This is a genomic window from Pseudemcibacter aquimaris (assembly GCF_028869115.1).
GTDB lineage: Bacteria > Pseudomonadota > Alphaproteobacteria > Sphingomonadales > Emcibacteraceae > Pseudemcibacter > Pseudemcibacter aquimaris.
On the sequence record NZ_CP079800.1, the window covers coordinates 2776070 to 2795645 of the forward strand.

The window sequence follows — 19576 nt, forward strand, 5'->3', positions numbered from 1 at the left end:
CACGAATTTGACATAATCTGCGAATAACTTAAAAATATTCTTTAATTATTTGGAGATTTATTATGATCAAATCATCTCTTTTTATGCTTCCGGTAGCTGCATTTATAATGACAAACACCGCATCTGCACAACAAATCGCGCAGTGCGAAGGCCCGCTTATCAGTATGGAAGGGGCAGGTGAAGTGGAAAGCGTTCCCGATATCGCCGAAGTCATGCTGAATGTAAAAAGCGAAAGCAAAACCGAAGGCGAAGCATTACAGGATTTATCAGAAAATCTTCAGAAAATTGTGGATGTTCTAGAAGACCTTAATATTAAAGATGAACATATCCGCACCGATAGCATCAATATCAATCCCGTTTATAATCCAAGAAACCGTCAGGAAATCATTGCATATAGCGGCACATCGCGGGTTTATTTTAAAACATTTGATTTAAAGAAAATTTCCGACCTTATGAACGGCGTGATGGCGGGAAGTGATAACCTGTTTTCAAACATTACCTATTCATCATCGGATGCAGAAAATTTAGAAGACAAAGCCCGCGAAAAAGCGTTTAAAAAAGCTCATCATAAAGCCAAATTATATGCAGAACTTTCCGGCAATAAATTAGGCCAAATTTGCACCATCAGCGAAAACCAAATTTTCACCAACATTCAACCCTTCGCCATAAACCGCAGATCAGATATGATGGCCATGGAATCCGCCCCAGCCATGAAAGGCGGCCTTAATATTCCTATTAAACCGGGTCTTATGAAAACGTCTGCACGGGTATCGGTGGTTTATCAACTGGAAAAGTAGCTATTTGCCTCTATGTTAAAAATGTGATATTATAACATTTCATTAACTAACTTGGGAGGCCATAATGAAAACTATCATTTCTATTTGTACATTCATCATATCTTACTGCTTTCTTGCAAGCGTAAGCTTTGCACAGCTCGCATCTTATTGCCAGGGACCAGTAATTATCATGGAGGGCGAAGGTGAAGTTGAAAGCATTCCGGATATAGCAGAATTAAGAATTTCAATTATCGCTAATAACGAAAATGAAACAATCATCCTTAATGAACTCGCAGAAAATACACATAAGGTCATCAATATTCTAAAAAGTATAAATATTGATGAAGCAGACATACAAACTGGCGGCTTGAATATTTCGCCAATGTACGGTCTTGAACCCTACCCAAGAGGTAACAATTCGGAAATCACATCATTCAAAGGCAGCTCGTTTGTTTCATTCAAAACAACAAACATTGAAAACATCGAAGAGATAGCGAATAAGGTCATGAATGGAAGCCAAAATTTATTATCTCAAATTAATTTTTCCTCATCACAAAAAGAAGTTCTTCTTTCAAAAGCAAGAGAGGCGGCATTTCTTAAAGCGCAAAATAAAGCAGAACAATTCACTAAACTCTCAGGAAATAGATTAGGAGAAATTTGTACTATTACCGAAGGAGATATCGGAAAAGTAACCGACCCAGTAAATTACGCAGTCAATAATTATAGAATGAGTGGTGCAGCAATGCTCAGCCAAGCTAGAATTCCAAACATTCCCATTAAGCCAGGCAAAATAAAAACCAAATCAAAAGTTTCTATTGTCTACCAACTGGAGAATTAACTAATCCGATCTAACACAATGAAGCTGTGGTCGTGGCTGTCTTTTTCACCTCTTGAATGATCTTCGCGGGAATATTCAAGCCAGTCTTTTTCATCCAGTTCCGGAAAATGGGCGTCGCCCTCAATTTCCGCATGGATGCGGGTTAGGTAAAGCCTATCTGCAATCGGTAAGGTGAGCGCATAAATCTGTGCGCCGCCGATCACCATGATTTCTTTTTCTTTTCGCATTTCGGCCATACCGTGTGCAACATCCAGTGCCATTTCAACACTGTGTGCAGTAATCACCCCTTCATGGGTAAAACCTGTGTCACGGGTGATAACGATATTGGTGCGGCCGGGTAAAGGTTTTCCGATGCTCTCAAACGTTTTACGGCCCATGATCACTGGTTTATTCATGGTGACTTTTTTAAAATATTTTAAGTCAGATGAAATCTTCCATGGCATATCATTGTCTTTACCAATGGTACGATTTTCTGCGGCAGCAACAATAAGCGATACTTTAACCATTATACGGCCACCAATCCTTTAATATGTGGATGGGCTTCGTAATCGCAAAGCTCGAAATCCTCGAATTTGAAATCGAAAATGCTTTTCACATCCGGGTTGATTTTCATGGTCGGTAATGGTTTTGGATCACGGCTTAATTGCAAATCAATTTGTTCCAAATGGTTAAGGTATAAATGCGCGTCACCAAACGTATGAACAAAATCACCCAGCCCCAGATCACATACTTGGGCAATCATCATGGTCAGCAGCGCATATGACGCAATGTTAAACGGCACGCCCAGAAATACGTCGGCGCTACGTTGATAAAGTTGACAGCTTAATTTGCCATCGGCCACATAAAATTGAAACAAGCAATGACATGGTGGCAAGGCCATATGATCCACATCCGCAACATTCCATGCACTAACAATAAGACGGCGACTATCCGGGTTATTTTTGATCATATCAATCAGGTTCGTGATCTGATCAACCGTTTCACCATTTGGTGTCGGCCATGAACGCCATTGATGGCCATAAACGGGGCCAAGATCACCATTTTCATCGGCCCATTCGTCCCAGATACGCACGCCGTTATCTTTTAAATATTTGATATTGGTGTCACCGGCAACAAACCAAAGCAGTTCATGAATAATCGATTTTAAATGAAGTTTTTTCGTGGTGACCATCGGAAAACCTTCCGAAAGATCAAAACGCATTTGATGACCAAAAACACTTTTGGTGCCTGTACCGGTTCTGTCATCTTTGGTGGTGCCTTCATCGCGAATGCGGCGACATAAATCAAGATATTGTTTCATGAGTATCCATTATCAAAATTAAGTATGATACATAGATGACATAAAAATTTGTTCAAATCTATTTAAATTTTGTGCAATGCACCTTATATATAGGGTGTCGGGCAACCGACTATGGCAATAAACTGTTATATGGAATAAACGTATCGGACCCGGGGGCGGTACCCGGCGCCTCCACCATTACCTTAACCTATTGAAAATATGGGCATAATGGGGGCGAATTAGGATCGACGTGCGCGATAAAGATATGATTTTTGCTCAGCATGATACCGCTGTGACGGGTCATAATTTACAAATGCAAACGATAACGAAGCATTTGCTGTAGCAGCTTAATAAGTTTAGCTACGCGGGGTTCGGTGGGCACCTAGCAACAGAAGCCCACCACTATTTTCCATGCAAAATCAAATATCGAAAATGACTAGCACCGATTTGGTGTTGGGGCTATAATCCGGAAAATATAGAGTCGAAAAAAGAAGTAAGCAATTAATATGACCGACAACATTATAAAATATGACGAAATGGTACAAAACGCCCTGATTGGCGTTGTCCGTGATATTTTAACTGATACTGAAAAACTTGGCCTTCCGGGCGAACATCATTTTTATATTACCTTTCAAACAACACATCCCGGCGTGATTATGCCACCTTACTTAAGGGAACGTTATGAAGACGATATGACAATCGTTCTTCAGAACCAGTTCTGGGATTTAAATGTTGAAGAAGATTTTTTTGAAATTTCACTAAGTTTCAACCGCAATAAAGAACATCTTAAAATTCCATTTGATGCACTTCTTGGTTTCTTTGATCCAAGCGTTGATTTCGGGCTTCATTTTAACACTGAAGTTGACGAAACAGCAGAAGAGATCGAGGAAGAAGCAACAGAAGAAACAGCAAATGTTGCAGCAAAAGATGATGATGAAGCGGCAACAGATGAAGCATCTGAAGAAAAAGACAACATCGTCACGCTCGATGCTTTCCGTAATAAGAAATAGATTATTAAATACCGGGATTACTTATGACATCTCCAAAATATACTGACATGTATGCTCAAAGCCCGAGCAATACAGAATACCGCAAAATTACATCCGATTATGTTTCAACCGTTGAGGTTGACGGCAAAGAAATTCTAAAAGTTGATCCGGAAGGCATCCGTCTTTTAACCGCGGAAGCAATGAAAGATATTTCTCATCTTTTGCGTCCAACACATCTTGAAAAACTATCAAGCATTCTTGATGACCCGGAAGCGTCCGACAATGACCGCTTTGTCGCAACAGAACTTCTTAAAAATGCGAATATTGCCGCCAGTATGATTTTACCAAGTTGTCAGGATACCGGCACCGGCATCATCATGGGTAAAAAAGGACAATATGTCTGGACCGATGGCAATGACGCGGAAACATTAAATCAAGGCGTGATTGATACTTATACGCAAACAAATTTACGTTATTCACAGCTTGCGCCAAAAAGCCTTTTTGAAGAAGCCAACACAAAAACAAATGGCCCGGCACAGGTGGATATTTACGCGACAGAGGGCAACGAATATCATTTCCTATTCGTCGCGAAGGGTGGCGGCAGCGCCAATAAAACGTTCCTGTTCCAACAAACACCAGCGGTCCTTCGTGAAGATAAGCTTACTGAATTTCTTGATGAAAAAATCAGAACGCTTGGCACAGCAGCTTGTCCGCCATACCATCTTGCGATCGTCATTGGTGGCTTAAGCGCGGAACAAAACCTTAAAACCGTTAAAATGGCCAGTACCCATTATCTGGATAACCTTCCAACAGAAGGAAGTGATTTCGGTCAAGCCATCCGCTGCCCTGAAATGGAAGAAAAGGTGCTGAAAATGACGCAGGATTTTGACATTGGCGCCCAGTTCGGCGGTAAATATTTCTGTCATGACGTTCGCGTTATTCGTATGCCACGTCATGGTGCATCGGTTCCAATCGGTATTGGTGTTTCATGTTCCGCTGACCGTCAGGCAAAAGGCAAGATTACCAAAGACGGTATCTTCCTTGAACAATTGGAACGTGACCCTGCCCGCTTTATGCCGGAAGTATCCGAAGATAACCTAAGCGATACAGTGGTTAGCATTGATCTTAACCGTCCGATGGATGAGGTCCGCGCGGAACTGAGCAAACATCCGATCCGTACACGTCTTTCATTAACAGGTACCATCGTTGTGGCCCGTGATCTTGCCCATGCGGCAATCCTCAAGAAATTAGAGGACGGCGAACCAATGCCGCAGTACTTAAAAGATCATATTGTTTATTATGCGGGTCCGGCCAAAACACCGGATGGATATGCATCAGGATCATTTGGTCCAACCACAGCAGGCCGTATGGACAGTTATGTTGATACCTTCCAAAAAGCAGGTGGCAGCATGGTGATGCTTGCGAAAGGAAATCGCAGCAAACAAGTAACGGATGCTTGTAATGCAAATGGTGGTTTTTATCTTGGTTCGATTGGTGGCCCAGCTGCGATCCTCGCTAAAAACAATATCACCAAAGTTGAGGTCCTAGATTTCGAAGATTTCGGTATGGAAGCCGTTTGGAAAATCGAAGTTAAAGATTTCCCTGCCTTTATCATCGTTGATGACAAAGGCAACGATTTCTTCAAGGCGATCTAAGGAAATCACATGGATTATGACGACGAATTATTGGAAAAACATTCTGTCGTCATATCCGGCCATCAAACCAGCGTTACACTGGAAAAAATCTTCTGGCTTGAGCTTAAAAAAATCGCCAAGGAAGAAGGCAAAAGCATCAAATCACTTATCACAGAAATCGACGAACAGCGCCGCACAAATTTAAGCAGCGCTATTCGTGTTTTTATCTTAAAACGATTAAAAGAATAATTTAATTACCGGGGGGGTGGGGGACGTTGGAATAAACGTTCCAGCAGCTTGGTACCCAACTCTTCAACAGATTCCGGTCTCTCTTCTTCTTCGGCTGGCGCTTCTTCAGATTGTTCAATTTCCGGCTCAATGAAATCTTGTGCAGGTGGTTCTGTTTCCGCTGGTGCGGCCTGTCCTTCTGTTTGTGGCTCTGCTGCTGGTGCTTGTCCACCTGGTAAAGTGCCACCAACGACACCACCGAATAAATCGCTTAAGCCGCCGTTGCCTTCAACCATATTTTGCAACAGGCTTGCCGCAATTTTTTCACCGATATATCCTTCAAGTGCTTTCGTATTGTAACTAATATCCGGATTATGCAGATCACCCGCAATGCTCATACCAATTGGTGGTGCATCCGGATGCTCACTTAATGCCATATCACCGGTTAAATTCATCTTCCACTGCGCCAGGTTAATACCCATATTAATGGCACTATCGGCACCCAACATTTGAATATCAAATGGGCTTAACTGCAGGAAACCATCTTTCATAGTGATGGTTGTTTGCCCGCCTTGATAGGGTGTTTCACCACCTGATAAGGCAGTGGTTAAGAAACCAAGTATGCCTCTTTGTTCCCTCAAACCGTCAATTTGTTCACTGATGCGCGGGATATCAATTCCTCTAATAGCGCCCGGTGTTGCTACAACTTCGCCAGTACCATTTAACGATGATATCAGATCATTTTGGCTTAAGCCTTGTCCGGTTATGTTTTGCGTCATATCAAATGTTCCGGAAACCGGACTAATTCCCGCAAAAATGGATGTCGCCTGATTTAGGGTTGCCCCTTTAAGTCCAACATCCATGTTAAGGTCACCCGTACTGCTAAAGGTTCCGGCAACATTAACATCACCATCAAATAGCTTTCCGGTAAAATTACTGATGTTTAAAACACCATCTTTAAGGATAGCTTCAAAACGTGGGTTCTGGAAATGATAATCATCATATTCAATGCTTGCGGCATTAATACCTATCCGACCATCATAATCATTCATTACGGCGAGTTCCATTGGTTCATCGCTCCAATTGCCCCAGTCCTCATCCGCCGGAACTTCTGGTTCCGGCTCCATAAATTCTTTAACTGGAATTCTGTCAATGACCAATGTGAAATCAAAGTTTGGTTTTGCTGCATTTTCACCCTCTGCCCCTAATCCGGTGAGTGATCCATTACCATTAAGGCTGGTCGGGCCCAGATTACCGGCAATATTGCTAAATGACATATTGTTCGCGTCACCGCTCGCATTCATCGCAAGGTTAATAGAGCCGAGATTACTATTCGCCGGGTTAAATTCTGTGCCGATGCCACGAATAAATTCACGCATATTATCGCCAGCGATATTCACGGCCATATCAAATGCACTTAAACCATTTTCCGCCGTAAACTGGCTGTTTCCTTTTAAAGTAATATCAGCACCGGCAAGTGACATGGAACCATCAACATCAATTGTTTCCATGGTTCCTTTAAGGGCAGAATTTACGGTAATGGCACGGTCATCATTGGCTGCTGGTTTTTCAAGCGGTAAATCAAACTGGTCGATTAGGCTAACGAGGCTCGGGTTTGATGCTGAAACGACAAGATCATAACTATCAATATCGGGAAGCCCGCCACCAGCAGGGCTATTAATGACACCATCAAAATCCGCTTTAGTGCTGCCAATCGTGGACTTAATATCAACATTGGCATTGGAAAATGTGCCGTTCAACCTTCCATTTACGGCAACCGCGCCAACCTCGGCAATATCAAATTCCGTTTTAAATCTGTATGCTCGCTGTAATGGAACGAGTGATGCTGCCGTTGTATTAAACGATGTTTCAAATCCCGGTTCTGTACCCAAGTTGCTCGCGATCAAGGATCCGTTAAAATCAAAACCTACGAAATCCTCGACACTGATTGTTCTGGCATTTAATCTGCCGTCAAAAAGTTCACCATTTAATGTTGTTTTCTTAACGGTAACACCACCTGTTGTAATGTTATTCAAGGTCAAATTATAATTAGCATCGAAATCCGCAAGGATCGCCAGTGCCGCTTTATAATCCGTTTCTTCTTCTGTTTCCGGCAGGTAATTATCAATATTTAAATTGCTGACTTCTGCATCAATACCAAATGATGGACGGTCCTGTAATGCATATGAAAGGCCACCTTTAAACTGGAACGTATCTAGTGCGCCATCAATGCCGTAAATTTGAATAACGCTTTCATCGGCACGCACCGCGCTAGCGTAATTTAATCTGGTTAAACGCCCCGTCGGTATGGTTGTCACGTCAACTTTCAACCATTCAAGAAAAGCACGTAAATTGCCAGAAGCCAGTTTTACATCGCCATTAAATTCCGGTTTATTTTCAGGGGCCGTTAACGTTCCATCAACGGCGAGTTCCGAACCGCCCGGTAAATTCATTTTCAAATCGGATATGTTAAACCCACCGTTTGTCATCGATAAGGTTACATCAAGCTGACTTGCGATTTTTTCATTATATTCAAGGGCCCCTAATTTAAAATCAAACGTTCCCTCGTAATCATTTAAAAATGAAAAATCGGCTTCACTTTCGCTTGTTGTTACAGCCTCTTCTGCATCACTTGTTGACGCCAGTAAAAAATCATCCAGATTAAAGCTATTGATATTAAGGGCGCCTTCAAACCTTGAGAGATCGCCAAGGGTCGCTTTTAAATTACCGCTACCACGGCTTTCACCCATTTCAAATGAAAGTGCAGAAATATTAACCGCATCGCCGCCATAGGCAAATTCTGTTTCAAGGGATAAGGGCTGGTTATATTCCGGTGTCGGTTGATCCGCCGCTTCCGGATCAAGCATCACAGCCGCTGCCATCAAATAACCGATATCAGAAGTGTTTAATGTGATTTTACCATCACCCATTGGTGCATCATTCGACAGATCAACTCCACCGGAAAACCTGAAGTCCACATCATCATCAAGCAGCGTTCCAGTAAGATTAATCGGAATTTTTCGCCCTTCACGAATTCTGCCGACGGTAACATCTGCTGAAACAGGCAAGTTCTTATAACGAACACTGCCGGCAACTTCGAATGGGCCGTCCAAACTTTCCATAGATACATCGGCGTTAATGCCGCGAACCAGTTCCTGCGTGCCTGCGGAAAGATCCTGATAACTAATTTGGCCATTTTCAATCTGGAACTGCTCGAAACTTAATTCTGTTCCACCACCGCCGGAACTTTCATCACCACCAGACCCAAATTCCCAGTTTCCTTTACCGTTTTCATCAACCTCAAGTGCGATGACAGGCTCAACCAAAATGAATTTTTTAACTTGAATATCGCTGCTTAAAAGAGGGAAAAACGCAACATTCACATCAACGGATTTTAAAGAAATAAAATTACTGGCAACACCGCCCTCAACATTAGATACAATTACATCTTCCGCGGAAAAGGCAGGTGAAGGTAAAATCGAAAGCGACAAATCACCATTAATCGTGACTTTACGGTCACTAAGGTTCGATGCGGTCGTTTCAATTTCCGACTTATACTGATTCCAATCAATGAAGCTCGGCACGACAAGCGCACCGCCAATTAATAGAATAAGTAATGTTCCGGCAATAATGCCAACTTTTTTCATTTAAACCCCGCAATTCACGATTTAATAATGATTTACTGTTAAATCATATCACCATAATTATACATAACACGAAAATAGTGGCAATAATTGGTCAACATATTATGAATAATATGTATATTTGTAGTACGAGGGAATAAATTTAACAATATGGCCGATAAAAACAGCACAATAAAAAGGCAATTTATCCAAAGCCAGATACGCATACGGAACTATATCAATATCCATGATAAAGTCACCGGCGTGCTGCTCGCTGTTTTTGTTGGTGCACTTGTTGCTTATGCAGCCATTGGTTTTCGCTATCTAATTCATATAACCCAGCTATTCGCACTAGGTACATTTGAAGAGAATATTTATGAATATGTCACCACACTTGAATGGTGGCAAATCATGAGTTCAACCATATCTGGCGGTGTCATCATCAGCATTATTTATTTCTTGTTCATGGGTGAGAAAAAAGCAGGCGCCATTGCCGAAGTAATGGACGCAAACACATACCACAATACGAAAATGAACACCAAAGATGGCATATTCAGCGCCATCACAGCTGCCGTTGCCCTAGGCACCGGATCCGGTGCGGGTCGTGAAGGACCGGTTGTGCATCTGGGGGCGACGTTATCATCGTGGGTATCATCGAAGCTTCATTTATCAAATAGAATGTGCAGAACATTATTCGGATGCGGTGTTGCGGCGGCGATTTCCGCATCATTTAATGCACCTATTGCCGGTGTTTTCTTTGCACTTGAGGTTATACTTGGCAATTATGCACTTCATGCATTTGCGCCGATCGTGATTTCATCAGTGACTGCAGCGATTATTTCACGCATCCATTTTGGTGATTTTCCCGCCTTTAACATTCCTGACTATCAGATTGTCAGCTTCTTGGAATTTCCGGCATTCCTTATGCTGGGTGCTGTTAGTGCGCTTGTCGCCATCATCATGATAAAGTCTATATTCTTTACAGATGATTTGGCGTCAAAACTTCCGATACCCCATTGGGCGAAACCACCAATTGGTGGTGTTGGTATTGGTCTTATCGCTATTCTTTGCCCTTATATTCTGGGTGCAGGATACGGCACGACTGACGCTGCCCTTAAGAACATCATTTCAATTGATCTGTTGATTATTTTGATTGTTGCAAAAATTGCAGCAACATCAATTTGTCTTGCCTTCAGATATGGTTCCGGCATCTTTAGTCCATCTATTCTGCTAGGTGCCGTGGTCGGTAGCACATTTGGCTATTTCGCCACAATGGCACAGCCTGATCTGGCAAGCAGTAACGGCCTTTATGCCATCGTGGGCATGGGCGCTGTTTCATCGGCCATTCTCGGCGCGCCTATATCAACCATTTTGATTATTTTTGAATTAACTGGCGATTATCAAATTACCCTTGCATTGATGGCTGCGGTTGTCACCGCCAACCTGATCACCAATCATTATTTAAAGGCATCATCCTTTTTCCACTTACAATTAAAACGAAGCGGTAAAGATCTTGAAGGAAGCCGTGCACAAACCCTAAGTAGGCAAATATCCATAAGGAAAATTATGACCCATGATTTTTCGACCGTTGGTACCGATACAAATATTGACCGAGTAAAGGAATTACTACTTAACAAAAACAAAAATAATCTTTTTGTGGTTGGTGATAAATTTAACATACGCGGCATTATTACCATCGATGAATTACGTGAAGGGCTTAACAGAGATACTACGGATGAAGAGCTAACCGCGGAAATGATCTGCCATCAGCAAAATTTCCACCTTTCCCCGAATGATACTTTGGAACAGGCCATATATTTATTTAAGCAAACCGGCGAAGAAAGAATTGCTGTTATTGCCGATGATGACCCCACCAATATTCTTGGTGTTGTATCCCAAAGAAATCTGCTTAGGACCTATAACCGTGTCCTGATCGAAGCCGATCAGGAATAATTTTTAATTCCGTTTTTTTCATCTGTCATTTTTTCAGAACTAGGGTATATATGATCCCATGTCTGATCCATTTGACCTTGATAATTTAACCGAAACTCCCTCACCTGCAGAAGAAGCGCGTGCGGCCGTGCCACCTTTTTATCTGGAAGGGTTAAATGAACCACAAACAGAAGCAATCGAAAGCGTTGATGGCCCGCTGTTGGTGCTTGCGGGTGCCGGAACGGGAAAAACACGCGTTCTTACAACAAGGCTCGCACATATTTTGGCAACAGGCCGCGCCTTTCCCAATCAAATCTTGGCAGTAACCTTTACCAATAAAGCGGCGATGGAAATGAAAGAACGTGTCGGATCGATCATTGGCGATGCCGTAGAAAGCATGTTCTGGCTTGGAACATTCCATTCCATTTGCGTGAAAATACTGCGCCGTCATGCGGACCTCGCCGGACTTGGTCCCAATTTCACCATTCTGGATCAGGATGATCAAATCAGACTATTAAAACAGCTTATCCGCGCTGCAGATATTGATGAAAAAAGATACCCGCCGCGTATGCTCGCAGGCCTAATCGACAGCTGGAAAAATAAAGGGTTCCTTCCCGACCAAGTACCCGCGAATGAGGCACATTCTTATGCCGATGGGCAGGGCATAAAATTATATGCGGCCTATCAAGCAAGACTTAAAGAATTAAACGCCGCGGATTTTGGTGATTTGATCCTGTTATGTGTCAATATGTTCCAAAAACACCCAGATGTGTTACGCGAATATCAAAACCGTTTCAGATATATTTTGATTGATGAATATCAGGATACCAACATTTCGCAGTATTTATGGCTAAGGTTACTTGCCATGGCCCATAAAAATATTTGCTGCGTTGGTGATGATGACCAATCAATTTACGGTTGGCGCGGCGCAGAAGTTGGGAATATCCTGCGCTTCGAAAAAGATTTCGAAGGGGCCAAAGTTGTCCGCCTTGAACAAAATTACCGTTCAACCACACATATTCTTGGTGCCGCGAGCGGCTTGATCAACAGCAATCAAGACCGCCTTGGCAAAACGCTTTGGACCGCAGAAAATGGCGGTGAAAAAGTATCCATAAACGCCGTATGGGATGGCCGCGCAGAAGCCCGTGCCATCGGTGATATGGTAGAAGACCTTCAAAGAAAAAAGGCCCCCCTTAATGAAATGGCTGTGCTTGTTCGTGCTGGTTTCCAAACCCGTGAATTTGAAGAAAATTTTTTAACACTTGGTATTCCATACCGTATCATTGGCGGGGTCCGCTTCTATGAACGTGCGGAAATCCGTGATGCGATGGCATATTTACGCGTGATCAATAATCAGGATGATGATCTTGCCTTTGAACGTATTATCAACGTGCCCAAGCGCGGCATTGGTGACAGTACGGTCGCGAAACTTCACCGCATTGCCCGTGCGAGCAGCACATCATTAATGCGCGCGTCCCGGGATATTATTGAAACGGAAGAAATTCCGAAAAAAGCACGAAATTCACTAACCAAATTAATCGCCGATTTTGACCGTTGGCGTTCACTATCTACGGACACGAGCCATATTGATTTAACCGATACTATCCTTGAAGAAAGTGGTTATTACGACAAGTGGAAAAATGATAAATCGCCGGATGCCCCGGGCAAGCTTGAAAATTTATCAGAACTTCTGCGCGGTATGGAAGCCTTTGAAAATCTGGAAGAGTTTCTGGAACATATATCGCTTGTGATGGAAAATACAGCCGAAAGCCAATATGACAGTGTCAGCATCATGACGCTGCATGGGTCAAAAGGACTTGAATTTGATACCGTTTTCTTACCCGGTTGGGAAGAAGAGCTGTTCCCAAGTAAGAAATCAATCGATGAACATGGTGAAAAGGGACTTGAAGAAGAGCGCCGTCTTGCTTACGTCGGTATCACACGGGCGAAAAAACGTGCCCATATTTTCTATGCCGCTAGCCGTTATATGTTCGGCAATTATATGTCACCTATTCCATCCCGCTTCATCGCAGAACTGCCAGATGAACATATTGAACGTCATGGCCAACAAGGTTTAAGCAAACTTGATCACGGCACCTTTGGCCGCAGTTTTGATGCCGCACCAAATTTGGGTTTCAATTTCGGTGAAGGGCGCGAAAATTATCAACTGGACCGCAGCAAAGCGAAAAAACGACCAACATCAAGCGCACGTAAAACCAAGATCATCCAATCTGAATATTCGATTGGCGACCGCGTCTTTCACGATAAATTTGGTTACGGCAAGGTCACATCAATTGATGGCAATAAATTGATGATTGATTTTGAAATGGGCTCATCCCGTAAAGTGATGGACAGTTTTATCAAGCCCGCCTGATTAGTTACGGATCTTAATCTTGCTGTTTCGTTTTGCCTGATGATCGATGACCTCTTCCGGTCTGCCGAACACATCAACGCTGCCAGAACCACTGCCATCAAATTCTAATTTTTCAACGGCATAAACCATGCTGTTACCGGATCCGGAAACATCAACAGTGACTTCCTTGCAAATAAGATCCTTGGCATCCACATCACCGGAGCCATTAATATCAATTTCCATTGAATTACATGTGCCGCCATCAATATCTACATTACCGGAACCATGAATATCAATTTCAACATCATCACCAGTAATTTCATCAAGTTCAACATCACCGGAACCATTGATATCAATGGTTACCTGGTTGCTGCTGCCTTTCATGAAAATATCACCGGAACCATTAATGCTTAATTCAATTTGATCATTATCAAGATCATTAATTTCCACATTACCAGACCCATTGATTTCAAGCTCTTCAAGATCCGGCATGGTAATAAAGACAGTTACAGAACCACTATTGCCGCGACCAAAGCCAAACCAACCGCTACTTTTGCTGTTAATCTGTAAAGCATCGCTGCGTCTTTTTAGAACCATTTTTTCAATGGCATCAGCGTCACCAACAAGCTCAATTGAATATTCATCTTCTATTGTAATATGAACATCAGAAGAGGTGTTAAGTTGAACTTCAATGAAATCATCAATATCTGTAATGAGTTTACGGTCTTCGGCATTTGCCGGAGCAGCTATAGCGGCCATGGATATGGCCGCTGGCATTAATATATTTGAATACTTCATAGACATAAAACTAACTACCGATTAGTGAATTCTAATTTTGCTTCTACGCTTAGCTTCATGGTCTATCACAGTTTGTGGCTTGCCGTAAACCTCTACTTCACCGGAACCATGACTATCAAAGGTCAGTGAATTGCTCGCATATACTTCGCTATCGCCTGATCCTGAAACATCTACATTCACATCTTCGCATTTCATATCTCTTGCTTCAACGTCGCCTGACCCATGAATATCTATTTCAAGTGACTGGCAAACGCCGCCGTTTAGCATCACATCGCCGGAACCATTAATGGAAATTTCAACATTTTTACCATCGACTTCATCCATGGAAATATCGCCAGAACCGTTAATGCTGATATCCAGTTCTTCTGTTTTACCATCAACATCCATATCACCAGAACCATTGATGTTTAATTCAAGGGATTCATTATCAACGCCTGTAATGACCGCATCACCAGAACCATTGATTTTCATGGCTTCGATGTTTGGCATTACAATGTTTACAACCATATCTTGATCATGGTCATAATTGAAATTACCTTTTTTATGTTTGATTTTTAAAGTGTCGCCTTTAATTTCAAGGATTGTATTACCAATACGTTCTTCATCACCAACCATTTCAACGGAATAATCATTTCCCATTTTAATGTTTACATCAGATGATGTGTTAAGCTGTACTTTAGTAAAGCCGCTAAGATCAGAACTTTTTGTAATATCCGCTGCCACTGATTCAGTGACGGATGCTGCATAAAGTGCCGCCGTTAGGGCCGCGCCGGATACACCGGCTAGTTTAATCAATTTGTTCATAATAACCTCCTGGATTATCTTCCGTATTTTTAAATATTAATGGATTGAAATATTGCTAAACCATCCATCACTTTTTGTTACGTTTTCCGGATTACCATAGACATCTATGTTCCCCATGCCTCTAATTTCGGCATCTACTTCTTCGCTGGCAAATACTTCAATATTGCCAGCACCCTTCAAATCTACATCGACCTTTTTGCAAATAAGCTCATCGGCTTCTACGTTGCCGGCACCTTTCAAATCGATAATCAGCCAGTTACATGTACCTTCGACTTCAATATTGCCTGCGCCTTTTAGGTCAAATTCCACTTCGTCACTATCAACACCTTTAATCTCTGCATCAACCGCACCTTTAAGATCAAGACCGGTAAATGATGGCATATTAACGGTCACTTTCGGGCTGTCATTGCCGCTGTGATCCCACACTTTTTTGCCGCCGTCTTTATAAATAACCAGTTTGTCGCCTCTTACGCGGAACATAAGGTGTTCTAGTAACTCTTCGTCACCCTCAGCAATAATTTCAAAATCTTCGCCAACATTTACATCTAGCTCAATGCCAACTTCATCCAGGCGGATTTTATCAAATCCTTCCAGATCATGTTCAACGAATGCTTCTTGTGCATTTGCACCTGCTACAAACGTGGTTGCTAGAAATGCATTTATGATAAAAAACTTTGAAAATTTAATTGCCATATCGGGTATCTCCTATAGATTGCCATTATATTAAACGGACAAAAACGGCACAATAGGACGAAAGACGGCTTATCTCATTTTGAATGCATTTCATCGCAAAACGACAACTAAAACCGCATGAAATAAGGATATATTCCGTATTATTGTACCGCTGAATGGATAAATAATGACCGACAACAAAGAACTTTCGAATCCAAAAACATGGAAAATCAGCATCATTTCCCCCATCGCATTTTTACCTGCATTGGAAGAAATTCTATACGCGACATATGATGATGAATTTCCATCACTCGCCGCCTTTGAAATCAAGGGCGATACAGATAACAAGCTGATGGAATGTTATTTGAATATCGAACCTGACATGTCCATTTTGCAAAATAACATCGAAAACATGGCATCTGTTATGGGAATTTCTGCACCAAATGCTGATGTTGAATTGCTCGAAGAAAAGAACTGGGTCGCCGAATCGCAAAAAATGCTTAAACCGATCACAGCAGGAAAATTTCATCTATACGGAAGCCATGATGCGGACAGCATTCCCGAAGGAAAGCTTGCCATTCAAATGGAAGCCGGACAAGCATTCGGCACCGGAAGCCATGAAACAACCAACGGCTGTTTGCTTGCGATCAGTGATCTTTGTGATGAATTAAACCCTGCGTCCATTTTGGATCTTGGATGCGGCAGTGGTGTTCTCGCCATTGCCATGGCGAAATACTGGGATATTCAAATTATCGCCAGTGATATTGATCCAGTGTCCGTTGAAACGGCCAAAGACAATATAAGAATGAATAACATTACCGCCTTGAACGAAGGGGAAAATGGTTCCGGCATTCTTGCGGTTACCAGTGATGGTTATGAACATGACGCAATAAAATCAAACGCGCCTTATGATATTACGGTTGCCAATATTCTTGCGAAACCACTTCAAATGCTTGCCCCTGATATCACATCGCATTTAAAGGATACTGGAACCCTTGTTCTTTCCGGATTATTACAAACCCAAGAAGATGACGTGCTGGGCGCTTATAAAAAACATGGCTGGATACTAAAAAAGCGCTACCCGATCAATGAATGGGTAACGCTTGTTTTAGATATGAATGAATAAATGCGGCACGCATGAAACCGCATTTATTATTTTTTATGACGCTACTTCCAACGTCGATTGGTTGTCATTACTGTGTGATTTCACCCAGTTATCATTGACTGATTGGTAACCTTTGTCGCCAAGAAGATCCATAAAGTCATAATCTTCTGTACGGCTTTTCACAAACGCTGAAACAGTATCAATCATTTCATTGATATCCTGTGTGTATGTTGTTTCTGTTACATCTGCCTCAGGTACATATTTCTTGTCCTTCAACAGATCCATGAAGTTATATGTGTCGAATATATATGTCATTGATCTATCCTTAAATCTGCTGAATATTAATCTCATAAGATGTTCATCATCTTGTGAGGCAGGATATAGTCCATGTTCATATGGTATGAGTAGTAGGAAAAATCACTTTACAGGCATGCAAAAAATGCATAGCTAAATATATTAAATAATATCAAGCCATTCTTGTTCGGTTAACGTCTTGATTCCAAGGTCATTTGCTTTCTTTAACTTTGAACCCGCACCTGGCCCCGCAACAAGTATATCTGTCTTCTTTGATACAGAACCAGAAACTTTAGCCCCCAGATTTTCTGCGGATGCTTTTGCTTCTTGTCTGCTCATTTTTTCGAGCTTGCCAGTGAAAACGATTGTTTTACCGGCAATTTCCGAATTTCCTGTTTCCGGTGGTGTAAATTCCTCGACAGTAATTTGATTAAGTAAATCATTTACCACGTCCATATTTTGCGGTTCATCAAAGAAATCAATTATGGCATCCGCCACTTTTTCACCTATGCCATCAATATCCAACAGCAATTGATACTCGTTACTTTCCCTATCTGTGGCCGCAATTATATTTTGCAGGAAATTATCGATGGTCAAATAATTCAAACACATCAATCTTGCGTTTTGTTGTCCTAAATGACGAATCCCGAGCGAGAATAAAAAACGGTCCATGGGAATATTGCGTTTTTCATTTATGGCATTCCATAGATTAGTAACTGACAATTCGCCCCAACCATCACGGTTTTTAAGTGATGTTAATGGCGCATCATTATCATTTTTTTCCAACCTAAAAATATCAGCCGGACTTTCGATCATGCCTTCTTTAAAGAAAAACTCGATTTGCTTATTGCCAAGCCCGTCAATATCAAACGCATTACGCGAGACAAAATGACGAAGCCGTTCCACACGTTGCGCGGGACATATAAGTCCGCCAGAACAGCGCCAGACAACATCATCCCCTTCGCGGATCAAATGACTGCTGCATGATGGGCATTCCGTTGGAAATTTAACGGCTTCATTTTTTTCATTAGTAGAGGCGACTTCCACCACTTGCGGAATAACATCACCAGCACGTTGCACGACAACTTCATCACCAATTTTAATGCCCAGACGTTCAATTTCATCGGCATTATGAAGCGTTGCATTGGACACCACCACACCGCCAACGGTAATTGGATCCAACCTTGCAACAGGGGTAATTGCACCCGTTCGACCAACCTGATAGTCCACTGTTTTCAATATGGTTTTTGCTTTTTCTGCCGGAAACTTATGGGCAATCGCCCATCTTGGCGCTCGCGCCACCATACCAAGACGTTCCTGGTAATCAAGGCGGTTAACCTTATAAACCACACCATCAATATCATAATTTAATGAAGCACGTTTATCTGAAATCATTTCGTAATGTTTGATAATTTCATCGACATCACTGTTCACATAAACCATATCGTTTGTGGTAAAGCCCCACTTTTTAAACTTTTCTATCGCCTGATCTTGTGTTTCACCAAGTGGCGCTGACAGGTCACCCCAGCTATAAGCAAAAAACTTTAATGACCTTGATTTTGTAATACTACTATCAAGCTGTCTTAAGGAACCTGCCGCCGCGTTGCGCGGGTTTGCAAAGGGTTGTTTATCTGCTGCGATTTGGCTTTTGTTCAAGGTTTCAAAATCATCCTTGGCCATATAAACTTCGCCGCGGACTTCAACCACATCTGGCCATTCATCACCGGATAAACTATGTGGGATTTGATCAATGGTTTTCAGATTTTCTGTTATATCCTCACCCGTTTTGCCATCACCACGGGTTAAACCCTGCACAAAAACACCTTTTTCGTATCTAAGTGCTGCCGAAAGGCCATCGATTTTTGGCTCAGCCAGAATTTCAATTTCTGCTGTTTCTTCCAGATTTAAAAATCGCTTGATACGTCCTGCAAAATCATGGACATCTTCTGCTGAAAAAGCATTATCAAGCGACAGCATCGGCTTAACATGGTCAACTTTCTGAAATCCGCTTTTGGGAATACTGCCAACTTTTCTGCTTGGGCTATCCGGGCGGATAAGTAACGGGAATTTCTTTTCTATTTTTTCATTACGGATACGTAATAAATCATAATCCGCATCACTAATTTCCGGATTATCATTGTTATGGTAAAGTTCATCATGACGAGCTATTTCTTTCGCAAGGCGTTCAAGTTCATGTTCCGCAGCATTGCTATCAAGTTCATCAATAGGTGTATTGCTAAAATCGCTCATA

Annotated in this window: 16 protein-coding genes and 1 other RNA gene; 9 read left to right on the forward strand and 8 right to left on the reverse strand. The window is 42.0% G+C overall.

The window, feature by feature from the left end:
* The first annotated feature begins 62 nt into the window (after positions 1 to 62).
* Together KW060_RS13030 and KW060_RS13035 are read left to right on the forward strand one after the other, a co-directional pair.
* Complete coding sequence (locus KW060_RS13030; protein WP_249035825.1) at positions 63 to 797, forward strand: SIMPL domain-containing protein; 735 nt, start codon at positions 63 to 65, stop codon at positions 795 to 797.
* A 64-nt stretch (positions 798 to 861) separates the two neighbouring features.
* A complete protein-coding gene (locus KW060_RS13035; protein WP_249035826.1) occupies positions 862 to 1614 on the forward strand; it encodes an SIMPL domain-containing protein in 753 nt (250 codons plus the stop codon).
* On the opposite strand, the gene folA is transcribed toward KW060_RS13035, so the two are convergent.
* Both folA and KW060_RS13045 read right to left on the reverse strand, forming a co-directional pair.
* Positions 1611 to 2120, reverse strand: a complete 510-nt coding sequence (gene folA, locus KW060_RS13040; protein WP_249035827.1) for a type 3 dihydrofolate reductase — start codon at positions 2118 to 2120, stop codon at positions 1611 to 1613. The two genes, KW060_RS13035 and folA, sit on opposite strands and share 4 nt — an antisense overlap.
* Positions 2120 to 2914 (reverse strand): thymidylate synthase, encoded by a 795-nt coding sequence (locus tag KW060_RS13045; RefSeq protein WP_249035828.1) that lies wholly within the window; start codon positions 2912 to 2914, stop codon positions 2120 to 2122. Before KW060_RS13045 ends, folA begins: the two co-directional genes overlap by 1 nt.
* Positions 2915 to 2971: 57 nt before the next feature.
* On the opposite strand from KW060_RS13045, the gene ssrA reads away from it, so the two are divergent.
* From ssrA to KW060_RS13065, 4 genes are all read left to right on the forward strand, one after another.
* Positions 2972 to 3297, forward strand: a transfer-messenger RNA (tmRNA) gene (ssrA, locus tag KW060_RS13050).
* Positions 3298 to 3399: 102 nt separating this feature from the next.
* Positions 3400 to 3903, forward strand: a complete 504-nt coding sequence (locus tag KW060_RS13055) for an SspB family protein (RefSeq protein ID WP_249035829.1) — start codon at positions 3400 to 3402, stop codon at positions 3901 to 3903.
* 23 nt (positions 3904 to 3926) lie between these two features.
* A complete protein-coding gene (locus tag KW060_RS13060; protein ID WP_249035830.1) occupies positions 3927 to 5537 on the forward strand; it encodes a fumarate hydratase in 1611 nt (536 codons plus the stop codon).
* Between the two features lie 9 nt (positions 5538 to 5546).
* Positions 5547 to 5765 (forward strand): ribbon-helix-helix domain-containing protein, encoded by a 219-nt coding sequence (locus KW060_RS13065; protein ID WP_249035831.1) that lies wholly within the window; start codon positions 5547 to 5549, stop codon positions 5763 to 5765.
* Positions 5766 to 5770: 5 nt separating this feature from the next.
* Here KW060_RS13065 and KW060_RS13070 read toward each other — a convergent pair whose 3' ends face one another.
* Positions 5771 to 9391, reverse strand: a complete 3621-nt coding sequence (locus KW060_RS13070) for an AsmA family protein (RefSeq protein ID WP_249035832.1) — start codon at positions 9389 to 9391, stop codon at positions 5771 to 5773.
* A 147-nt stretch (positions 9392 to 9538) separates the two neighbouring features.
* Between KW060_RS13070 and KW060_RS13075 the strand changes: the two genes are divergently transcribed.
* A complete protein-coding gene (locus KW060_RS13075) occupies positions 9539 to 11320 on the forward strand; it encodes a chloride channel protein (RefSeq protein ID WP_249035833.1) in 1782 nt (593 codons plus the stop codon).
* A gap of 58 nt (positions 11321 to 11378) precedes the next feature.
* A complete protein-coding gene (locus KW060_RS13080; protein ID WP_249035834.1) occupies positions 11379 to 13673 on the forward strand; it encodes an ATP-dependent helicase in 2295 nt (764 codons plus the stop codon).
* On the opposite strand, the gene KW060_RS13085 is transcribed toward KW060_RS13080, so the two are convergent.
* From KW060_RS13085 to KW060_RS13095, 3 genes are read right to left on the reverse strand one after another with little or no spacing between them, the layout of a single operon-like run.
* A complete protein-coding gene (locus KW060_RS13085) occupies positions 13674 to 14456 on the reverse strand; it encodes a head GIN domain-containing protein (protein ID WP_249035835.1) in 783 nt (260 codons plus the stop codon).
* A 15-nt stretch (positions 14457 to 14471) separates the two neighbouring features.
* Entirely contained in the window at positions 14472 to 15254 is a 783-nt protein-coding gene (locus KW060_RS13090) for a head GIN domain-containing protein (protein ID WP_249035836.1), read from the reverse strand.
* Positions 15255 to 15290: 36 nt separating this feature from the next.
* Positions 15291 to 15947: a head GIN domain-containing protein gene (locus tag KW060_RS13095; protein ID WP_249035837.1), complete on the reverse strand. Its 657-nt coding sequence runs from the start codon at positions 15945 to 15947 to the stop codon at positions 15291 to 15293.
* A gap of 166 nt (positions 15948 to 16113) precedes the next feature.
* On the opposite strand from KW060_RS13095, the gene KW060_RS13100 reads away from it, so the two are divergent.
* Positions 16114 to 17052, forward strand: a complete 939-nt coding sequence (locus KW060_RS13100) for a 50S ribosomal protein L11 methyltransferase (RefSeq protein ID WP_249035838.1) — start codon at positions 16114 to 16116, stop codon at positions 17050 to 17052.
* 33 nt (positions 17053 to 17085) lie between these two features.
* On the opposite strand, the gene KW060_RS13105 is transcribed toward KW060_RS13100, so the two are convergent.
* Positions 17086 to 17346, reverse strand: coding sequence for a hypothetical protein (locus tag KW060_RS13105; protein ID WP_249035839.1), 261 nt, complete (start codon positions 17344 to 17346; stop codon positions 17086 to 17088).
* Positions 17347 to 17487: 141 nt separating this feature from the next.
* Positions 17488 to 19575 carry an NAD-dependent DNA ligase LigA gene (gene ligA, locus KW060_RS13110; protein ID WP_249035840.1) on the reverse strand — a complete coding sequence of 696 codons (2088 nt, stop codon included), beginning with the start codon at positions 19573 to 19575 and terminating at the stop codon, positions 17488 to 17490.
* Position 19576: the final 1 nt, after the last annotated feature.

Coding starts and splice junctions, on each gene's coding strand:
- KW060_RS13030 (WP_249035825.1), top strand. CDS start 63: ATGATCAAATCATCTCTTTTTATGCTTCCGGTAGCTGCATTTATAATG.
- KW060_RS13035 (WP_249035826.1), top strand. CDS start 862: ATGAAAACTATCATTTCTATTTGTACATTCATCATATCTTACTGCTTT.
- folA (WP_249035827.1), bottom strand. CDS start 2,120: ATGGTTAAAGTATCGCTTATTGTTGCTGCCGCAGAAAATCGTACCATT.
- KW060_RS13045 (WP_249035828.1), bottom strand. CDS start 2,914: ATGAAACAATATCTTGATTTATGTCGCCGCATTCGCGATGAAGGCACC.
- KW060_RS13055 (WP_249035829.1), top strand. CDS start 3,400: ATGACCGACAACATTATAAAATATGACGAAATGGTACAAAACGCCCTG.
- KW060_RS13060 (WP_249035830.1), top strand. CDS start 3,927: ATGACATCTCCAAAATATACTGACATGTATGCTCAAAGCCCGAGCAAT.
- KW060_RS13065 (WP_249035831.1), top strand. CDS start 5,547: ATGGATTATGACGACGAATTATTGGAAAAACATTCTGTCGTCATATCC.
- KW060_RS13070 (WP_249035832.1), bottom strand. CDS start 9,391: ATGAAAAAAGTTGGCATTATTGCCGGAACATTACTTATTCTATTAATT.
- KW060_RS13075 (WP_249035833.1), top strand. CDS start 9,539: ATGGCCGATAAAAACAGCACAATAAAAAGGCAATTTATCCAAAGCCAG.
- KW060_RS13080 (WP_249035834.1), top strand. CDS start 11,379: ATGTCTGATCCATTTGACCTTGATAATTTAACCGAAACTCCCTCACCT.
- KW060_RS13085 (WP_249035835.1), bottom strand. CDS start 14,456: ATGTCTATGAAGTATTCAAATATATTAATGCCAGCGGCCATATCCATG.
- KW060_RS13090 (WP_249035836.1), bottom strand. CDS start 15,254: ATGAACAAATTGATTAAACTAGCCGGTGTATCCGGCGCGGCCCTAACG.
- KW060_RS13095 (WP_249035837.1), bottom strand. CDS start 15,947: ATGGCAATTAAATTTTCAAAGTTTTTTATCATAAATGCATTTCTAGCA.
- KW060_RS13100 (WP_249035838.1), top strand. CDS start 16,114: ATGACCGACAACAAAGAACTTTCGAATCCAAAAACATGGAAAATCAGC.
- KW060_RS13105 (WP_249035839.1), bottom strand. CDS start 17,346: ATGACATATATATTCGACACATATAACTTCATGGATCTGTTGAAGGAC.
- ligA (WP_249035840.1), bottom strand. CDS start 19,575: ATGAGCGATTTTAGCAATACACCTATTGATGAACTTGATAGCAATGCT.